Source organism: Streptomyces sp. NPDC046900 (assembly GCF_040644975.1).
GTDB lineage: Bacteria > Actinomycetota > Actinomycetes > Streptomycetales > Streptomycetaceae > Streptomyces.
In genome coordinates this window covers 22,378-40,613 of record NZ_JBEYXD010000052.1, presented here as the reverse complement: position 1 = coordinate 40,613, position 18,236 = coordinate 22,378, and the positions used below count along the sequence as shown (strand labels likewise).

Genomic DNA, 18,236 nt, shown 5'->3' with positions numbered 1-18,236 from the left:
TGGTGGCTGGGCACGGCATGGAGGAGGAGCAGTGCGGCGCTGGGAGCTCGTCGGGGACGGTTCTGCGAAGTTCTGGGAGGCGGGGGTCGAGGGCGTGTCTGTGAGCGTGCGTCACGGCCGGATCGGCACCGAGGGCCGCGGCCAGGTGAAGGAGCTGGACTCCGTCGAGGCAGCGGAGGCGCACTTCGGCAAGCTTGTGGTGGAGAAGGAGCGCAAGGGCTACAGCGAGGTCGAGATCGAACCGCGGCCGGAGCGGGGAGTCGAGGCAGCCGCGGAGGGCGCCGGGCTGCCGGACGAGGACACCTTCGTCCTGCCCAGCGCCTGGCGGCGGCTGGTCCAGCCGCGCCGTGGGGGTGTGCTGCGGGCCGTGGCGCCGCCCGGGCCGGAGGCGGTGGCGCTGGCCGAGGAGCGGATCGCTGCCGAGCGGGACTGGATCGAGCAGGTGCTGACCGCCCGACACACCGACTCGACTCTGGTGCGGCGCACGCGTGCCTACCTGGCCGGTGAGGCGGAACCGGTCGGGGCCGCCGCGGCGGCGAGCATGCTGCCGCCCGCGTGGCGGTCCGGAGGCTGGGAGCAGTCGCCGTTCGCCGACGCCTGGGTCACGCGACACGGGCTGGCGTTCGCCGCTCGGGCGGTGGTGGAGGTCTTCGACATCGACGCCGGCTGGCAGCAGCGCGGGTCCAGCAGGACGGACCCGACGCTGCTGTTCCGGGGCCCGACGGAGCAGATCCCGCTGCACCTCGCTCGTCCGCTCGCGGACCGGGTGCGGGCGTTGATGGCCGCCGCGGACGAGGCGGCGTATCAGGAGACCGTCGCCGCGCTCGCCGAGTGCCGTACCACGGCGCGTCGCCGTCTCGTCGCGGCCTATCTCGCGCCGGGCACGCCGGGGTGGGCCGACGACTGCCTCGCCGACGAGCCCGGCTACGGCGCCGGCGGGCCGCAGCTGAGGTCGCTGCTGCTCTGCGCACTCAACGATCCGGCGCAGGTCGCCCGCCTCGGCCCGTCCCCGCAGCTCATCTGGAACGGCTGGTCGACAGGGCTCATCGCCACGCTGGCCGACGGGCTCGGGACGGCCTGTGTGCCGTTCCTCGAAGAGGCGATGGAGCGGGCCTACGGCTCCGACCAGCTGCGCAGCATCGCCTCGGCGGTCGCGCAGTTCCCGACCGACGACGCCTTCCGCCTCCTGCTCGGCCGCCTGGACGACAAGCACACCCGGCCCGCCCTCCAGGAGGCCATGCGGCGCTACCCGGTCCGGGCCGTGCGGCTGCTCTCCGCGGCGGCACTCAAGGACGGCAAGAACGCCCCGGCCGCGCGGCAGCTCCTCAATGCCCATGTGACACTGCACAGTGCCCTGCTCCCCGAGGTGCTGCCGCAACTCGACGAGGTGGCGGTGGAATTGGTCCGCACGCTCGACGGTGGCCGGGAGCGCGTCACCGAGGCGGCGCCGGAGGCGCTGCCGGCACTGCTGGTGTCGCCGCCGTGGACTCGCAAGCGCACGCCCCGCAAGCTCCGCGTGCTCACCGGTCTTCAGCCGGACGACGCGCCGCGGGTGGTGTGGTGCGCGGGCGAGCAGGAGCGCTGGTCCCGGGCGGACTTCACAGGGTGGCAGTACCCGGAGTCGACGGACTGGGACTCGCAGGCGGCCGAGGTCCTCGCGGCCGGAACCAGCCTTTGGTATGCGGCCCGGCTGCTGGTTCAGGGGCCCACCGAGGTGCTTGCCCCCCGGGTGGAGAAGTGGCGGCCCACGGACCTGTGGGGCGGGCAGGAATGGCTGCGCCCCGTCGTCGCCAAGTACGGCCTGGCCGCGCTGCCGATGGCGGTGTCGGTCGCGCAGGCCCAGCCGGCACACCTCGCGGCGCTTCTGCTGCCGTTCCTCGACGCCGGTGCGGCGCGGGTGATGGCGGACGGCCTGGTCCGGCTCAAGTCGGTGCAGCCGACCGCCCGTTCCTGGTTCGCCCGGCACGGCATCCCGGCGGGTCTGCTGCTGGTCCCCGACGCGGTCGGCGCGGCCGGGCAGGCTCGGAAGGCGGCGGAACAGGCGTTGCGTCTGGTCGCGGCTGACGAAGGCACGGACGCCGTGCTGGCCGCCGTGGCCGCGCGCTACGGCGAGGACGCGGCGGGGATCGTCGCCGAGGCGCTGACCACGGACCCGATGGAGAACGCGCTGCCCGCCCGGATGCCCGTGCTGCCCGCTTGGGTGCAACCCGCCGTGCTGCCGCAACTTCTGCTCGCGTCGGACCAGGCGCTGCCCGAGGACGCGGTCCGGCACGTACTGACCATGCTCGCCCTGTCGAAGCCGGCCGATCCGTACCCCGGGCTCGCGGTCGTCGTCGAGGCCTGCCGCGCCGAACCGCTGGCCGCTTTCGCCTGGGCCCTGTTCGAGGAGTGGCGGCAGGCCGGCATGCCCGCCAAGGAGAGCTGGATCCTGCACGCCCTCGGGCGCCTCGGGGACGACGAGACGGTGCGTCGGCTCACTCCGATCCTGCGGGACTGGCCCGGTCAGGGCGCGCACCACCGCGCGGTCGAGGGCTTGGGCGTCCTGGCCACGATCGGCAGCGACGTCGCGCTGCTGCACCTGCACGGCATCGCCCAACGGGTTAAGTTCAAGGCGCTCAAGGTCCGCGCGCAGGAGAAGATCTCCGAGGTGGCGGAGGGCCTGGGCCTCACCGGCGAGCAGCTCTCGGACCGCCTGGTCCCCGACCTCGGCCTCGATGCGGACGGCACCAAGGTGGTCGACTACGGTCCGCGCCGCTTCACCGTGGGCTTCGACGAGCAGCTGCGCCCCTTTGTGCTGGACGCCGACGGCAAGCGGCGCAAGGACCTGCCCGCCCCCGGCGTCAGGGACGACCAGGAGCTCGCCCCGGCCGAGCGCAAGCGCTTCCTCGCTCTGAAGAAGGACGTCCGCACCATCGCCGCCGATCAGATACGCCGCCTGGAGGCCGCCATGGTCGCCCAGCGCGGCTGGACCGCGGCGGAGTTCCGCGAACTCTTCGTCCAGCACCCGCTGGTCTGGCACCTGGTGCGCCGCCTGGTCTGGTTCGCGGACGGTGCAGAAGGCGCGGGCGGCACGACGACCACTGCCTTCCGGGTCGCCGAAGACCGCAGCTTCGCCGACGTCAACGATGACGAGTTCACGCTCGCCGAGAACGCGACGGTCCGCCTCGCCCACCCGCTGCACCTCGGCGATGCGGTGGCGGCATGGTCGGAGCTCTTCGCCGACTACGAAATCCTGCAGCCGTTCCCGCAGCTCGGCCGGCCGGTGCGCCGGGTGACGCCGGAGGAGGCGAGCGCCAACCGTCTGCACCGCTTCGAGGGCTGCACGGTGCCGGTGGGCCGCCTGCTCGGCCTGACCAAGCGCGGCTGGGAGCGCGGGGTGCCGCAGGACGCCGGCGTGGAGCGCTGGTTCTCCAAGCGGCTCGGCGAGGGCTGCTACCTGGTCATCGAGCTCGACGAGGGCATCGCGGTCGGCGTGGTCGACATGTTCCCCGACCAGACCTTCGAGACGGTCTGGCTGGATTCGGTGCCGGGCGACTATTGGCGCAGCCGCCAGTACCCGCTTCGCTTCGGCGACCTGGACCCGGTCGCCGCCTCCGAGTTGCTCGCCGACCTGGAGGAGGTGACGGCCAAGTGACCGCCATCGAGGAGACCACCCTCCAGCGCCCGCCCGCCGAGGTCCGCTACGCGGACGAACTCGCGGCCCTGCGAGCCCAGGACGAGGGCCCGCGCCCGCCGGGTTGGCAGCTGAGCCTGCGTGCGGCGCGCCGGTTCATCGTCGGGGACGACGATGCCGGAATCAGCCGCAAGTTCGTGGGCAACACCGCGCTGGTCGAGCGAGCCCTGGTGACGCTGGCGACCAACCGCGGCCTGATGCTGGTCGGCGAGCCGGGCACGGCCAAGTCTCTGCTCTCGGAGCTGATCGCGGCGGCGGTCAGCGGCACCTCGACGCTGACGGTCCAGGGCGGCGCGGCAACCACCGAGGACCAGATCAAGTACTCCTGGAACTACGCGTTGCTCGTCTCTGAGGGGCCGTCGCCGCGGTCCCTGGTGCCGGCGCCGATGCTGCGCGGCATGGCCGAGGGGCGGATCGTCCGCTTCGAGGAGATCACCCGCTGCCCGCTGGAGGTGCAGGACTGCCTGCTCTCGCTGCTCTCCGAACGGGCGCTTGCCGTACCGGAGCTGGAAGGACCGGAGGGGATGGTCTTCGCCCGCGCCGGATTCAACGTCATCGCCACCGCCAATACCCGGGACCGGGGCGTCAACGAGATGAGCGCGGCGCTCAAGCGTCGGTTCAACTTCGAGACGGTGTTCCCCATCGCGGACTTCGACACGGAGCTCGCGCTCGTCGAGGCCGAGGCGGACGCGCTGCTGCGCCGCTCCGGGGTCGAGGCGCCGCCGGACCGCGACGTGTTGGCGGTGCTGGTGGGGACCTTCCGCGAGCTGCGCGGCCAGCAGGCCTCCGGCGAACGGCTCTCGGCCGTGATGAGCACGGCGGAGGCGGTGTCGGTGGCGCACGCGGTGGGCGTGCGCGGCTGGTTCCTGCGCGGGGAGTCCGGCGACGCTGCCGACCTGGTCACCTGCCTGGCCGGCACGGCGGCCAAGGACAGCCCGGAGGACCTCGCCCGGCTGCGGCGCTTCCTGGAGCAGCGGGCGGCGCGTCGACGCGGCGCGCAGTGGCAGGCCCTCCACGATGCACGACACCTACTGGCCGACTGATGCCTGCGCAACTGCCCACCGGCACGGCCGCGCAGGCGCCGGTGGACCGGCCCACCAAGGAGGCTGTCTTCATCGGCGTGCGCCACCATTCGCCGGCCTGCGCCCGGCTGGTGGCTCGCGCCATCGAGACGCTCCGCCCGGCCTACGTGCTGGTGGAGGGCCCAGCCGACATGAACGCACGGCTCGACGAGCTGCTGCTCGGCCACGAGTTGCCGATTGCCGTGTTCAGCCATTACCGCGACGAGGAGCGCACCGCGACGTCCTGGACGCCGCTGTGCGACTACTCGCCGGAGTGGGTCGCGCTGTCGCGTGGCCACGCCGTCGGCGCGCAGGTGCGCTTCATCGACCTGCCGACCTGGCACCCGGCCTTCGTCGAGCGAGCCGAGCCGCTCGCCAACCGCTTCGCCGACACCGAGGCCCGGTACGCGGAGGCGACGCGCCGCCTCTGCGAGCACTTCGGTAGCGACACCGTGGACGCCCTGTGGGACCGGCTCTTCGAGGTCGCCGACCCGCACGGGCTGGCGCAGCGGCTCGACGCCTACTTCGACGTGCTCCGCGGGGACGCGCAGGCCGAGCCGGGCGATCGGGCGCGGGAGGAGTACATGGCGTGCTGGATCCGCGCCGCGCTCGCGCGGGCCGAGGGGCGGCCGGTGCTCGTGGTGACCGGCGGCTTCCACGCGCCGGCGCTCCGGGCACTGGCCGGGACCAGCGAGGGGAGCACGTCCGCACAGTGGCCGGGGGTCCCCGAACCGCCCGCCGGGGCGCTGGGCGGTAGCTTCCTGGTGCCGTACTCCTTCCGCCAACTGGACTCCTTCGCCGGCTACCAGTCCGGCATGCCCTCGCCCGGCTACTACCAGCTCCTGTGGGAACGCGGAGCCGTCGCGGCAGCGGACGGCTTGCTGGGGCAGGTCGTCGGGCGGCTTCGCGGCCGGCGCATCGCCGTCTCGACGGCTGACCTGATCGCAGCCCGGAGCCTTGCCGAGGGCCTCGCGGCGATGCGCGGCCATCCGGTACGCAGCCGCACCGACGTGCTGGACGGCCTCGCGGGCGCGCTGATCAGTGAGGCTCTGGAGCAGCCGCTGCCGTGGAGCGGACGCGGCACGCTCAGCGCGGGCACCGACCCCGGGGTGGTCGAGATGGTGGCCGCGAGCACCGGTGACCGGGTCGGCCGCCTGCATCCGGCCACGCCCGCCCCGCCCCTGGTGCACGACGTCGCCGCACAGCTGGAGCGCTGCGCAGTCGTGCCCGGTCGCACGGTGACCAACGACCTGGCCGATCCAGAAGGGTTGATGTGCAGTCAGGTGCTGCACCGGTTGAGAGTGCTCGGCATTCCGGGCCATGTCCGCGAGTTCGGCCCCATGACCGGGGCGGACCCCGTCTTCACCGAACGCTGGGAACCCGTTCCGCCGCACGGGCGCGAGGCGGCGCTGATCGAGGCGGGCGCGTACGGCGCACGGCTGGACGAGGCCGCCGCCGTCGCGCTCGCGGAGCGGGCCCGTTCCGCCTCGGCGTCCGGCGCGCCGCCGGACGCCGAAGTGGGCGCCCTCTCCGGGGTGCTCTTCGACGCCGTGCTGTGCGGGGCGGACGCCCTCTCGGCCGAGCTGCTGGGCGCGCTCGCGTCCCGGGTGGGCACGGTCGCCGGACTCGGCCCGACGGGCGAGGTGCTGGCGACGGCGCTGCACCTGTGGCGGCATGACCGCGTCTACGGCGTGGCAGGTGACCCGCTGCTCGCCGGCGTCGTGGACGAGGCGGTCGGCCGTGTCTTCTGGCTGGCCGAGGGACTGCACGGCGGCAGCGGCGTCGACCCGGGGCGACTGCGGGCGCTGGCCGTCGCGCGGGACGCGCTCCGGCACACGGACGACCTGCTGACGCTCTCCCGCACCGCGGCGGTCGACACGGCCCGCCGGATCGCGGCCGATCCCGCCGCGCCCGCCGACCTGCGCGGGGCCGCACTCGGGCTGCGCTGGTCCCTCGGCGGCGGGGGCGACGAGGCCGTCGACCGGGCGCGGTCGCTCGCGGCGGTGGTTCCCCACGAGCTCGGCGACTGGCTGGCGGGTCTGTTCGCCCTGGCCCGGGACGAGGTGACGGGCACCGGCGGCACGGGCGACGCCGGAACGGATGCCGCGGGCCCCTCCCTGGTCGACGCCCTCGACGACATCGTCACCGCCATGACCGGCAGCGACTTCCTGGCCGGTCTGCCCGCTCTGCGCCAGGCCTTCGCCTTCTTCCCGCCCCGCGAGCGCGAGCGGATCGCGGAACGCCTGCTGGAGCGGCGCCACCGCCGCGGCTCGGCCCGCTCACTGCTGCGCACCTCCGCCGATCCGCTGGAACTGGCCCGCGCCCGAACCCTGGAGGAGAACGTGAGCCGACTGCTCGACAGGTACGGTCTGCACACCCGGCAGGCGGCGCGATGACCGGCGGGGAGCACAAGCCCGCCGCCACCGAGGCGATCGGCGCGGCCACCGACGCCGGGCTGGAGCGCTGGCGGCTGATCCTGGGCGCACCCGCGGAGCGCGCGACGGGCCCGCTTGGCGGACAGGCCGCCGCCCGGGACGCGGCGCTGGAGTGGCTCTACGGTCGGGACACGGACCTGGAACAGCGCGGCGTCCGGCGCGGCCCGGCCGGCGGGGGGAAGGGCGCCGCCCGAAAGGCGGGCGACGGCCCCACCGAACTCACCCCCGTGGACTGGCTCGACGACATCCACCGGCTCTTCCCCAAGGAAACCGTCGAGCGGCTGGAGCGGGACGCGGTGGAGCGGTACGAGATCAATGAGATCGTCACCGATCCCGAGGTGCTCTCCCGCGTCGAGCCCAACGCCACGCTGCTGCGGGCCGTGCTGCGCACCAAGCACCTGATGAACCCCGAGGTGCTCGCCATGGCCCGGCGCATCGTCGAGGCGGTGGTCCGCGAGCTGATGGACCGGCTCCGTCCGGAGCTGCGCCGGGCCTTCACCGGTGCCCGCTCGCGCCTGCCCAGCCGCCTGCCGCTGGCGCGCGACTTCGACTTTAAGGGCACCGTCCGGGCCAACCTGTCGCACTACCAGCCGGAGCATCGCCGGGTGGCGATCGAGCGGCCGCGCTTCCACTCACGTACCCGGCGGCATCTGGAGCAGTGGCAGCTCGTCCTGCTGGTGGACCAGTCAGGTTCGATGGCAAGCTCCGTGATCCACTCCGCCGTCACCGCCGCCTGCCTGTGGAGCCTTCCGGGGCTCCGCACCCACCTGATCGCCTTCGACACCTCGGTGGTGGACCTGACCTCCGACGTGACCGACCCGGTCGAGCTGCTCATGCGGGTCCAGCTCGGCGGCGGCACCGACATCGCCCGGGCCGTCGACTACGCTGCCGGGCTGGTGGAGAATCCGCGCCGCAGCATCGTGGCGGTCATCTCCGACTTCTACGAGGGCGGCGACCCGTACCGGCTCGTCCGCACTGTCCGGGGCCTGGTCGAGCAGGGCGCCACCGTGCTCGGCCTGGCCGCGCTCGACGAGGAGGCCGACCCCGTCTATGACCGCGGCCTCGCGGGGAGGCTGGCGGAGGCCGGCGCCCAGGTCGGCGCGATGACCCCGGGCCGGCTCGCCGAGTTCGTCGCCGAGAAGGTGGGCCGATGACCAGCGAGAACCCCCTCGCGGGCGCACCGCTGCGGGAGGACCTGCTGGCTCTCACCGCGGAGACGCTCGCCTCCCTCGCCAACCGCGGCCTGGTGAAGCGCGCTGCCAAGGAACTGGATGCAGGCGCTGGGCCGCGGGTCGACCGCGCAAGCGACGGAAGTGTCTGCGGCGTCCACCCTGACGGCAGCCAAACCCGCCTGCCGGTGGGCGTCGGCCTGGACGCCGCCGAGTGCAGTTGCGCCGCGACGGGCGTGTGCCGGCACCGGATCGGGCTGGTGCTGGCCTACCAGCGGCTGCACTTGACGGCGGGGCCGGCCGCTCCGCCCGTGATCGCCTGGTCCCCGGGCGGCTTCGACGACGCGCAGCTCGACGCGGTGCTGGGCCGGACCGCGCTGGCCGCCGCACGCCGCGCCTTCGAGCGCGGCTATGCGGCGACGGTGCACCGCGCCGACGAGGCGCAACCGGTCCCCTGGGTCGAGCTGGCGACGTGCACGGTACGCTTCCCCGTCCCGCACGAGCTCGGCTACGCGCTGACCGACGCCGCGACGCCGCTGCGCGGGGAGGCGATCGCGCTGGCGGTCTGGGCCTTCCGCTCGGCCGACGCGAACGCCGAGGCAGGCGGAGCGGACGCGCAGGTCTCCGTCGGCGGCCAGCCACCCGTCGGGCCGAGCGTCAACGAAGGTCGCGACGGGCTCGGTGAGGCCGTGGCGCTCACGGACGAGCTGCTGCTGGACGGCGTCGCGCACACTACCCCGGTGTTCGTCGCGCAGTTGGACCGCGCCGGTGCAGCGCTGTCCCGGGCCTCCCTGCACTGGCCCGCGGCGGTGCTCACCGATCTGCGCCGCCAGGTCGACGCCTACGCGGCGCGCGACGCGCGCTACGAGGCCACGCAGGTCGCCCGGCTCGTCGCCGAGCTCCACGCCCGTCATCGGGCCGGCGCAATCGACGGGCCGGGTGTGCTCGGCACCCAGGAGCCGGCCGACACCCCGCTGCGCCGGGTCCGGCTGGTCGCGCTCGGCTGCCGGATCTCCGGCCGGACGACGACGGAACGCGCGGCCGAGGTGTACTTCGCGCAGCCGGACGCGGGGATCGCGCTGGTGCTGCGCAAGCGTTGGAAGCTGACGGAAAGTCACGTCGTCACGGGAAGCGACCTCGCGACGCGGCGTCTGCTCGGCTCCCCGCTGCGCTCACTGGCCGGGGCCAACGTCGTCAGCGAGAACATCTCCCGCAGCCCCGGCCGTGCCGTGACGATCGGCCGCGGACGCGTGGCCGCCACGAGTATCACCCCGGTCGGCTCGGCCTGGGCCGACCTGCCCGCATCGCTGCTGGTCCGCGATCTCGCCGCGCACCTGCGTTCCTGGGACGACCGGCCGCCACGGCTGATCCGGCCCCGAGTGGAGGCCGACGCCGCCCGGGTGCTGGCGGTCGCCACCGTCGACTCCGTCGGCTACGACGCCGCCCAGCAGCGGCTGGAAGCGGTCGTCAGGGACCCGTCCGGTGCGGCCGCGCTGGTCCGCGCCGACCACGATCCCGTCTGCCCAGGCAGACTGGACGCGCTGGCCAAGGCACTCGGCGGCGGGCAAGTCCGCTTCGTCAGCGGCCTGCTGCGCCGCGAGGGCGGCCGCCCGGTCCTCGATCCGCTCGCCGTCCTCACCGCGGACGAACTGGTCATCTGCGATCTGGCGACGGACGACGGCACGAGCGTGCTGGCGCCCGTGGCGGAGCGCACTCCGCATCCGATCACCTGCGCTCTCGTGTCGGGCCTCTCCGCCCTCGCCGACCTCGCCCACACCGGCCTGCGCGGCCACAGCCGCTTCGCGCGCGACCGACTTGCCACGGCGGCGGCGGAGCTGCGGCGCACAGGGCTGCACGCAGGCGCGGCGCTGCTGCAGGCGGTCGCCACGACCCTGGTCACCGAGACCGCGGACGCGGCGGTGACGCCGTGGGCGGACGCGGCGATCCACCTGCTGGTCGCCCTCGAAGTGCATCAGGAGACCGACGTCTCTGGTCATGTCCTGGCGATCACCTGAGCCGTTGACAGGGACGCCCTGGTCCTGCGCCTCGCCCGCGAGAACAGCTCGTGGGGATATCTGGCGGGCAACCTGTGGGGCTCGTAAAGTCATCGCTGCTGGTCAGCCCCCACCTCCAGGCTCGACGGCGGGGACTGTCATGCTGCCCTGATGATCACGTCCCTGCTCTACCGCACCACCCGCGCTGTTGTCCGTCCCCGCGGTCCTGCTGCGCCGCGACACCATTAAGGAAGCCGAACTGCTGGTCCTGCGGCACGAGAACGCCACCCTGCGCAGGCAGTTGAAAGGCCGAGTGCGGTACGAGCCAGCCGACCGATTCTGGCTCGCCGCCCTCACCTACCCGCGTCGTAGTCCTCGGGGACGCCGGGGACCAGGACGATGTCGCCTTTGATGTGCCGTGAGCGTAGCGGTGCGATCTCCTGGTATGCCGGCGAGTCCCACCACGCCCGCGCCGCGGCGATCCCGGGAAAGCCGATCACCACTACGTGGTCGGGCCAGGTGCCCTCCTTCACCTCGTGCTGCGAGGCGTGAACGAGGAAGCCGCTGCCGTACGGCTCGAAGGTGGCGGTGATGCGTTCGATGTACTCGGCGATCTCCGGGTGTGGCGTGGCCTCCTGCAGATGAGCTATGGCGTAGGCAGGCATGGCGTCCTTCCGGTCGGTCGGGTCGGTACACCGCAGACCATGGCATGGGAACGCGCAGGGGTCGATGACCTCACAGGTAAGCGGCGCCTGCGGGGTGACCAGGGCCAACCGGTCTCGCATCATGCGATCAGTGGCCCGGTGCGCACCGGTACAGCGTCTGGGCGGTGGCGCCTTCGTAGGCCCTTCCCGGGAAGGCCGGGAGAGTGGGTGTGGTGCCCGGGGAGTCCGTGCCACCGAAAGTGGAAGCGGGGACGCGCGCACAGGCGGACCGGACCCAGTCGGTGATCTGCACCGTGGCCGTCGTCCCGCTGCCGCGGCCGAACATGCCTCCCCTCCCGCGGTCACCGCCCAGCAGCACATACCGCAGCTTGCCGGAGTCGACCAGCTGCCGGAACTGGGTCTCGCTGGGGAAAGGCACCCTGCCGCTGAAGCCGCCGAGCGGCAGGACATGGGCACCGGTGCCGAGGATGAACGGCGACGCGCCGCTCCAACTGGTGGTGGCGAAGACGTATGCGGCCGAACCCTGGCGCGCGGTGGCGTAGGCGAGCAACTTCCGCTGAGTCGCGCTGAGTCCGCCATTCTCGCCGACGCTGCCGAAGTCGCCCATACCGGCGCGTGGCCCCGCGTTGCCGCGAGCCGTACCGCCGCCCCAGCGCGCTCCGCCCATCCGGCCGCTCGCCGAAAACGCCGAGCCGTGACCGCGGTTCATCCCGGACGGGCCGACCGAGCCCATACCGGAGCTGCCGTACGAGGGGTTGAACACCTGCACCGCCCAAGTGCTCGGCGCGATCAGCACCGCCGCAAGGGACGCGGCCAGACCGGCGAGTGCGAGTCGGCCGCCGGACGGGGTTCGACCGGGGCGGGCCAGCACCAGCAGGACGACCGCAGCCAGGCCGAGCACGCTCACCGCTGAGGCCAGCCACGGCAGGAACGACGGGAACTCTGCGGCGAGGTACGCGCTCCACGCCGAAGTCGCGGCCACTGCGCCCGGCAGCACCCATGCACGACGGCCGCCGGCCCGGTAGGCGCGCCACATCAGCGTGATGCCGCCCCCGGTGAGTGCGGCGAGCGGCACCGCGATCACGCCCATGTAATACATGTGGCCGCCGACACTGCCCGCGCTGAACACCAGGAAGTACGTGGTCAACCAGACGCCCCACAGCAGGAATCCGGATCGGATCCGGTCGGTGCGCGGCCTGCCCCGTCGCCACATCAGACCGCAGACGACGGCGATGGCGGCGAGAGGGTAGAGCCAACCGGTCTGCGAGGCGAGAGACTGGCCGAACATCTTCGACCAGCCGTTCTGACCACCGCCCCAGCCGCCACCACCGGGCTGGTGCGCTGCGCTCGTCCGGGCACCTCCCTGCCCGCCGCCGTACCCGGCACTCCCGCCGTGCGCGCCACCGTAACCGCCACTGCCGCCGTACTGGGTGCTTCCGTGCCCGCCGTACTGACCCGCGCCGAACGGTCCGTTCCGGTCGGGCTGCCCCGCCCGGCCGGCATCGCCCTGCCGATCGACGCCCCATGCCGCCTGCTGTCGGCCGTGACCGCCGCCCTGCGTCGCGCTCACGCTGCCGGTGGAGGCCGCGCTGATGCCGAGCGAGGAGAAGCGGTTCAGGAAGTTGTAGCCGATCACCATGCTGAACGCGGAGTTGTTGGTGGTGCCGTCCACATAGGGCCGGTCCTTGACCGGGGCGAGGGTGACCGCGAGCATCCAGGACAGCGAGACGGCGGTCATCACCACCGCGGACAAGCCGAGGTGCGCCAGTCGTTTCCGCAGGGTGATCGGCGCCGAAGTCAGGTACACCAGGGCGAGCGCGGGCAGCACCGCCCACGCCTCCAGCATTTTGGTCTGGAAGCCGATCCCGACCCATGCTCCGGCCAGCACCAGCGGACCAAGCCGGCCGTCCCGGGCGGCGCGCTGGGTGGCCTCGGCCGCCAACAGCACGCACAGTGTGAAGGCGGGGTCCTCGACAGCGGTACGGAAAAGCCCCACGGCCACCGGAGTCAGGAGGAACGCCGTAGCGGCGATCAGTGCCGCATTGACCCCCGCCCAGCGCCGTACCAACCGATACAGGACCAGCAGACTCGCGACGCCCTCGATGACCTGAGGAAGGGTCAGCGCCCACGGATGAAATCCGAAGATACGAGCGGAAAGCGCTTGGGGCCACAGGAATCCCGGCAGTTTGTCGAGCGTGATGGAATTTCCCGGGTCGAAAGAGCCGTAGAAGAAGGCCTTCCAGCTCTCCGTCATACTGCGGACGGCGTTCGCATAGAACGTGTGGTACTGGCTGTGGTTGATTCCCCATGCGTAGAGCACGGCGGCGAGCACGGTGATGATCAGCAGTGCGGGGCGTGCGTACGCGGGCTGGTCCACCGGCGATCTCCATGGCGCGCGACGATCGGCACTGGTGGGCACGGTGGGGTCGAGGACTGTCGTAGCCATGCACAGCAGTCTTCGATACGGCACGCCCCCCGCTCCGCTGAAGTGGCCCGATTCAAGGAAATTCTTGTCGGACCCGGGGCAATCCTTTAACCGGACCCGGCGGCATTTCAATCGGCGAAGTGCCGTTCATTACCTGCCCTATAAGTCCGCCGCACACAGCGAATAAACAGCGTACACACAGCTTTTCCCAACGGGCTGGATCTCGGCCGGATCCCAAGTGATGTGCGACGAGCGCAGAATCGGACGGAAGCCGTTCGGGCGTCCGATGAATTCACGTCCGGATTCCGTCTCACAGCAGTGTCGCCAGGCGCTTCACGCTGCGGCTGCCCTCACGGCGTACGCCCAGAGGGATCAGGGCGGCGCGGGTCGGCAGGCGCACGCCCCCGGTGAACGCGACCCGCGTGCCCGGGCCTTGGGGTACCGCCGCCACCCCGATCAGCAGGAACCTGCTCTGCAGCCAGTACCAGCCGGGCCGCTGCACTCCGCGCAGTCGAGCCCGCATCCCGTACTTGCTGCGTGCCGGCGCCTCCACGCGCTCGCCTTGCCGGTGCAGGACGCGCAGCCGCTCCAGGTCGGGCACGACCTGTCCGAACCCGCCCTCAAGGTCACCCAGCAGGGCTCAGACCCGCTCGAAGGTCGCGTCGACGTGGGCCTCGGTCACGTCTGCGCTGCGAATGCCGGCGGCCAGGGCGTACAGGCGACGTACGGAGTCGACGTCGGTGGTGGGCCAGGGCTCGTTCATGATGTCCACGCCTTCCGGAAGGTGTCGCGGGCCCGGTGCAGCCGCGAATTGACGGTGCCGGTGCGCACGCCGAGCAGGGCGGCGGCTGTGCGCTCGTCCAGGCCTTCGACGTTACGCACTATCAGCACCGCGCGGTACTCGGGAGGGAGCCGTTCCAGTACGTCCCTGACGTCCGCGGAGAGCTGGGGGTCACCACGGGCGGGGAGCGAGCTGAGATCGGCCGGTTCGGTTCGGGCGGCGCGGCGCGCGGTGCGGACCGCCTCGCGTACGACGATGGCGCGCACGCAGCCGTGCAGAGCGGCCGGGTCCTTGAGTGCGCGTAGCGACTTGAAGACCGCCGTCAGGGCCTCCTGAGCGGCATCCGCCTGTGGAGCTCGTAAAGGCATCGCTGCAGGTGAGCAGCGGTGTACAGGGTTGTCGGTGGTGGCTGAGACGCTGTCCTGATGATCGTGTCGCCGTTGTACCGCGCTGCTCGCACGCTGCTGTCCCTACCGGCTGTCCTGCTGCGCCGAGACACCGCGAGGGGCGCCGAGTTGTTGGTGCTGAGGCATGAGAACTCAGTCCTGCGCCGTCAGCTCAAGGGCCCGGTCCGCTACGAGTGGGCCGACCGGTTCTGGCTCTCCGCGCTGTCCTCGCTGATACCGCGCCGCCGCTGGGCCGATGTCTTCCCCGTCACCCCCGGCACCCTGCCGGCCTGGCACCGCAAGCTGATTGCCATGAAGTGGGACTACTCCGCCCGCCGCCGCTCCGGCCGACCCCCGACTGCGGCCGCGCTCAGGAAGCTGGTGCTGCGCTTGACCGGCGAGAATCCCCGGTGGGGACATCGTAGGATCGAGGGCGAGCTTGCCCGGCTGGGGCATCCGATCGCACCGTCGAGGTCTGGGCGATCTTGAACGCCCCGGGCATCGACCCGGCTCCACGCCGGGCCGGCCCCAGCTGGCGCGAGTTCCTGACCACCCAGGCCCAAGGGATCATCGCAGCCGCTTCTTCCACGTGGACACCATGCTCGGAAAGCGCCTGTACGCCATGGCGTTCCTGGAACACGGCACCCGCAGACTGCATCTCACCGGCGTCACCGCCCACCCCACTCGGGCCTGGACGACGCAACAGGCCCGCAATCTCGCCGCCCAACTCGACACGCGCATGGAGTCCCTGCGCTTCGTGCTGCGCGACCGCGACGCCACGTACGGCCAGTCCTTCGACGCCGTCTTCGAAGCCGAGGACATGGACGTGCTGCTCAGCGCGCCACGGGCGCCTCGGATGAACGCGCACCGCGAGCGGGTGATCGGCACCATCCGCCGCGAGGCGCGGAAGCCGAAGGACGACGCGCCACTGGGTCAGCACCATGCCTGGCGCGAGCGGCGCCGCCGTCAGTCCTCCGCGCGGATCTGTGTTGAGCACACCAACGCCGAGTACAAGCAGTCGCCGCCCCTGCAGAGGTTCACCGGACGCCGCGAGACCTGCCCCGAGACCCACCTCGCCATCGCCGGGCTGGTCTCCGACCGCTCCGTCCGGCGGGCGACTGGCCGTAAGCCGAGCACCGAACTGGTCCCCGTCCGACCGACCGCCTGCTGATCAGCCACCAGCCGACCCGCCAGGCCAGCCTGCCCCGGTATCAATCGCTCCCAAGGCCGTTAGGGCACGGTGTGGCCGCCCAGGCGGAAGAGGCGATACCACTCCTCACGGGTCAACGGGATCTCCGAGCCCGCCGCCGACTCGGCCACCCGACCTGGGTTGGTGGTCCCGAGTACCACCTGCATGTTCGCCGGATGGCGAGTGATCCACGCGACGGCGATCCCGGTGGGAGTCACATCGTACTTCGCGGCCAACTCGTCCAGGGCGACGTTCAGCTCCGGATGGTTTTCGAGGTCACCGATGAAGACCCCGTCGAAGAACCCCTTCTGGAACGGCGACCACGCCTGCAGGGTCATTCCCCGGAGGCGTGAGTAGTCGAGGAGGCCGTTGTCGCGGTCGACCGACTGATCGAGACCGGCCATGTTGGCGGCTATTCCCGAGGCGATCACCGGGCAGTGGGTGATACTCAGCTGCACCTGGTTGGCCACCAGCGGTTGGCGCACCGCCGTCTTGAGCAGTTCGATCTGTCCCGGTGTGTGGTTGGAAACGCCGAAGTTCACGACCTTCCCGGCCGAGTGGAGCTCGTCGAAGGCCGCGGCCACCTCCTCCGGCTCCACGAGGGTGTCGGGCCGGTGCAGCAGGAGCACGTCGAGGTATTCGGTACGCAGGGCCGCCAGCGACTCGTCGACGCTGCGCACGATGTGCTCTTTGGAGAAGTCGAAGAAGCCGGGCCGGATGCCGACCTTGCTCTGGATGACTATCGACTCCCGCTCTGCAGCGGAGAGTTTGATCGCCTCCCCGAACCGCGCTTCGCACGCGTGGCGGGAGGGGCCGTAGATGTCTGCGTGGTCGAAGGCGTTGATCCCGGCGTCCCGGGCGCTGCCGTAGAGGGTGCGGATGTCGTCATCGGCGAGTTCGGCGATGCGCATCAGCCCCAGGACGACGTTCGACGCGCGCAGTTCAGTCTGGGGGAAGGAGATCATTTTCATGGGACCATCCTGTCCGAGCGTGCAGATGGAGCGCCAGTGACCTGTAGGGTTCCAAATGTCACACGTAGCCCCTGAACAGGCGCTTTGCAGCTTCAGGCGATCACGGCAGGCTCAGGCTGCATGACGTTGCGTATCCTCTAGACCCCAGCATCTCTGGCACGACGTCTCCCCGGTCACGCCCGGCACCCTGCTCGGCTGGCACCGCCGATCCATCGCCGCGAAGTGGGACTACAGCGCACGCAGGCGCACCGGTCGGCCACCGACCGACGCAGCGCTGAAGAAGTTCGTGCTACGACTCGCCAGCGAAAACCCGCGGTGCGGGCACAGGAGGATCCAAGACGAGTTGGCTCGACTGGGCCACCGGATCGCCGCCTCGACAGTGTGGGAGATTCTCCACGCAGCAGGCGTCGACCCGGCGCCACGTCGTTCCGGCCCCACATCGCGCGAGTTCCTCACCGCCCAGGCCGAGGACATCCTCGCAGTCGATTTCTTCCATATCGACACAGTGCTCGGCAGGCGGCTCTGCGCGCTGGGCTTCCTCGAGCACGGCACGAGGCGCCTGCACATCACCCCTCGTCCGCGAGCACGAGTTCATCGCGCACGAAGACCTCCAGATCCGCACCATGAGCAAGACCCCCGAGCCTCGCCCGAACGGAGACGGCACCTTCGCCGCCAACGGCGCGGCGGCCAAGGCGGGGCTGAACCGCTCGATCGCTGATGCCGGATGGGGGGTGTTCCCCGCTGTCCTGACCGCCAAGGCGGAAGGTGCCGGACGGGAAGTGATGGCCGGAGACCCCCGCAATATCTCCCGGCGGTGCCCCGAATGCGGGCACACCGCCAAGGAGAACCGGCCCACACAGCAGACGTTCCAATGCATCGCCTGCAGCCACACGGCGCACGCAGACACGGTGGCCGCCGCCCTGAACGTTCTACGGGCCGGGCTGGCCCGTCGCAAAGCCCAACCGGTCTACCGAGAAGCCACCCCATCAGGGGGTGGAGGAGTCACGGGCTACTCCTTCGTCCTCCAGGGGTTGCGTGTCGGCGGACTCCACAGCCCGGGCGGGATTGCGTCGACTGCTTCACGGGTCCTCGAGGTGCCGCCCGCTCCGTAGGGCCTTCCGTACGCCTGACATGATCGGGCTCCGGGCCGAGTGTCCCCGGGTGTCCACCGAGACCAGACCTCGTCGACGACCGCCCAGGTGCCGCTCGGGACCACCTGGACCTTCGCGATGGAAAGGCGAGACGTCTCCGGCTTCCCGCTGCCTCGATCGATCTTGCTGAACCAGGGGTCGCAGGCCCGGTTTGCCCAGTTCGGACACGGGCACCTCCGGTTGCGTACCGTGTGGATAAAGGCAGTATGGGATCCAGGCGGTCAGTTGAGCGCGCGTATGCGGCACTGATTACTTTCTGTAGCAGCCACTGCGCAGACGGGGCCGGACGACACCCGTAGTGCCGCAATCCTCGCGATCCATGGTCCCGATGATTGC

Annotated in this window: 12 protein-coding genes and 2 pseudogenes; 8 read left to right on the top strand and 6 right to left on the bottom strand. The window is 71.7% G+C overall.

Annotated features, from left to right (window positions below):
* Positions 1-31: 31 nt before the first annotated feature.
* Genes ABZ904_RS34515 through ABZ904_RS34495 form a run of 5 tightly spaced genes read left to right on the top strand, consistent with a single transcriptional unit; the run spans position 32 to position 10,353 of the window.
* Positions 32-3,634, top strand: coding sequence for a DUF4132 domain-containing protein (locus tag ABZ904_RS34515; protein WP_361827840.1), 3,603 nt, complete (start codon positions 32-34; stop codon positions 3,632-3,634).
* Positions 3,631-4,716, top strand: a complete 1,086-nt coding sequence (locus ABZ904_RS34510; protein WP_361827837.1) for an AAA family ATPase — start codon at positions 3,631-3,633, stop codon at positions 4,714-4,716. Before ABZ904_RS34515 ends, ABZ904_RS34510 begins: the two co-directional genes overlap by 4 nt.
* Positions 4,716-7,130, top strand: coding sequence for a DUF5682 family protein (locus ABZ904_RS34505; protein WP_361827834.1), 2,415 nt, complete (start codon positions 4,716-4,718; stop codon positions 7,128-7,130). Before ABZ904_RS34510 ends, ABZ904_RS34505 begins: the two co-directional genes overlap by 1 nt.
* On the top strand, positions 7,127-8,323 hold the full coding sequence (locus tag ABZ904_RS34500; RefSeq protein ID WP_361827831.1) for a VWA domain-containing protein: 1,197 nt from the start codon (positions 7,127-7,129) through the stop codon (positions 8,321-8,323). The genes ABZ904_RS34505 and ABZ904_RS34500 overlap by 4 nt, the downstream gene beginning before the upstream one ends.
* Entirely contained in the window at positions 8,320-10,353 is a 2,034-nt protein-coding gene (locus ABZ904_RS34495) for a hypothetical protein (protein ID WP_361001627.1), read from the top strand. The genes ABZ904_RS34500 and ABZ904_RS34495 overlap by 4 nt, the downstream gene beginning before the upstream one ends.
* A 332-nt stretch (positions 10,354-10,685) precedes the next feature.
* Here ABZ904_RS34495 and ABZ904_RS34490 read toward each other — a convergent pair whose 3' ends face one another.
* The 5 genes from ABZ904_RS34490 to ABZ904_RS34470 all read right to left on the bottom strand — a co-directional run bounded on the left by ABZ904_RS34490 (position 10,686) and on the right by ABZ904_RS34470 (position 14,571).
* On the bottom strand, positions 10,686-10,997 hold the full coding sequence (locus tag ABZ904_RS34490; RefSeq protein ID WP_359401174.1) for a DUF1330 domain-containing protein: 312 nt from the start codon (positions 10,995-10,997) through the stop codon (positions 10,686-10,688).
* Between the two features lie 127 nt (positions 10,998-11,124).
* Complete coding sequence (locus ABZ904_RS34485) at positions 11,125-13,443, bottom strand: glycosyltransferase family 39 protein (protein ID WP_361827827.1); 2,319 nt, start codon at positions 13,441-13,443, stop codon at positions 11,125-11,127.
* A gap of 289 nt (positions 13,444-13,732) precedes the next feature.
* Positions 13,733-14,023 (bottom strand): hypothetical protein, encoded by a 291-nt coding sequence (locus ABZ904_RS34480; RefSeq protein WP_361001637.1) that lies wholly within the window; start codon positions 14,021-14,023, stop codon positions 13,733-13,735.
* A 39-nt stretch (positions 14,024-14,062) separates the two neighbouring features.
* On the bottom strand, positions 14,063-14,185 hold the full coding sequence (locus tag ABZ904_RS34475; protein WP_361001639.1) for a hypothetical protein: 123 nt from the start codon (positions 14,183-14,185) through the stop codon (positions 14,063-14,065).
* Positions 14,182-14,571, bottom strand: coding sequence for a sigma factor-like helix-turn-helix DNA-binding protein (locus tag ABZ904_RS34470; RefSeq protein ID WP_361001642.1), 390 nt, complete (start codon positions 14,569-14,571; stop codon positions 14,182-14,184). The genes ABZ904_RS34475 and ABZ904_RS34470 overlap by 4 nt, the downstream gene beginning before the upstream one ends.
* Positions 14,572-14,628: 57 nt before the next feature.
* On the opposite strand from ABZ904_RS34470, the pseudogene ABZ904_RS34465 reads away from it, so the two are divergent.
* Positions 14,629-15,490: pseudogene (locus ABZ904_RS34465) on the top strand (integrase); the annotation flags it as partial.
* A 329-nt stretch (positions 15,491-15,819) separates the two neighbouring features.
* On the opposite strand, the gene ABZ904_RS34460 reads toward ABZ904_RS34465, so the two are convergent.
* Positions 15,820-16,749, bottom strand: a complete 930-nt coding sequence (locus tag ABZ904_RS34460; RefSeq protein WP_361827823.1) for an aldo/keto reductase — start codon at positions 16,747-16,749, stop codon at positions 15,820-15,822.
* 142 nt (positions 16,750-16,891) lie between these two features.
* Between ABZ904_RS34460 and ABZ904_RS34455 the strand changes: the two are divergent.
* A pseudogene (locus tag ABZ904_RS34455) lies at positions 16,892-17,317 on the top strand (integrase); the annotation flags it as partial.
* 55 nt (positions 17,318-17,372) lie between these two features.
* Entirely contained in the window at positions 17,373-17,861 is a 489-nt protein-coding gene (locus tag ABZ904_RS34450; protein ID WP_359401232.1) for a zinc ribbon domain-containing protein, read from the top strand.
* Positions 17,862-18,236: the final 375 nt, after the last annotated feature.

What these genes read in the sequence shown, in the direction of transcription:
- ABZ904_RS34505 (WP_361827834.1), top strand. Translation starts at nt 4,716, where the DNA reads ATGCCTGCGCAACTGCCCACCGGCACGGCCGCGCAGGCGCCGGTGGAC.
- ABZ904_RS34500 (WP_361827831.1), top strand. Translation starts at nt 7,127, where the DNA reads ATGACCGGCGGGGAGCACAAGCCCGCCGCCACCGAGGCGATCGGCGCG.
- ABZ904_RS34495 (WP_361001627.1), top strand. Translation starts at nt 8,320, where the DNA reads ATGACCAGCGAGAACCCCCTCGCGGGCGCACCGCTGCGGGAGGACCTG.
- ABZ904_RS34490 (WP_359401174.1), bottom strand. Translation starts at nt 10,997, where the DNA reads ATGCCTGCCTACGCCATAGCTCATCTGCAGGAGGCCACGCCACACCCG.
- ABZ904_RS34485 (WP_361827827.1), bottom strand. Translation starts at nt 13,443, where the DNA reads ATGGCTACGACAGTCCTCGACCCCACCGTGCCCACCAGTGCCGATCGT.
- ABZ904_RS34475 (WP_361001639.1), bottom strand. Translation starts at nt 14,185, where the DNA reads ATGAACGAGCCCTGGCCCACCACCGACGTCGACTCCGTACGTCGCCTG.
- ABZ904_RS34470 (WP_361001642.1), bottom strand. Translation starts at nt 14,571, where the DNA reads ATGCCTTTACGAGCTCCACAGGCGGATGCCGCTCAGGAGGCCCTGACG.
- ABZ904_RS34460 (WP_361827823.1), bottom strand. Translation starts at nt 16,749, where the DNA reads ATGAAAATGATCTCCTTCCCCCAGACTGAACTGCGCGCGTCGAACGTC.
- ABZ904_RS34450 (WP_359401232.1), top strand. Translation starts at nt 17,373, where the DNA reads ATGAGCAAGACCCCCGAGCCTCGCCCGAACGGAGACGGCACCTTCGCC.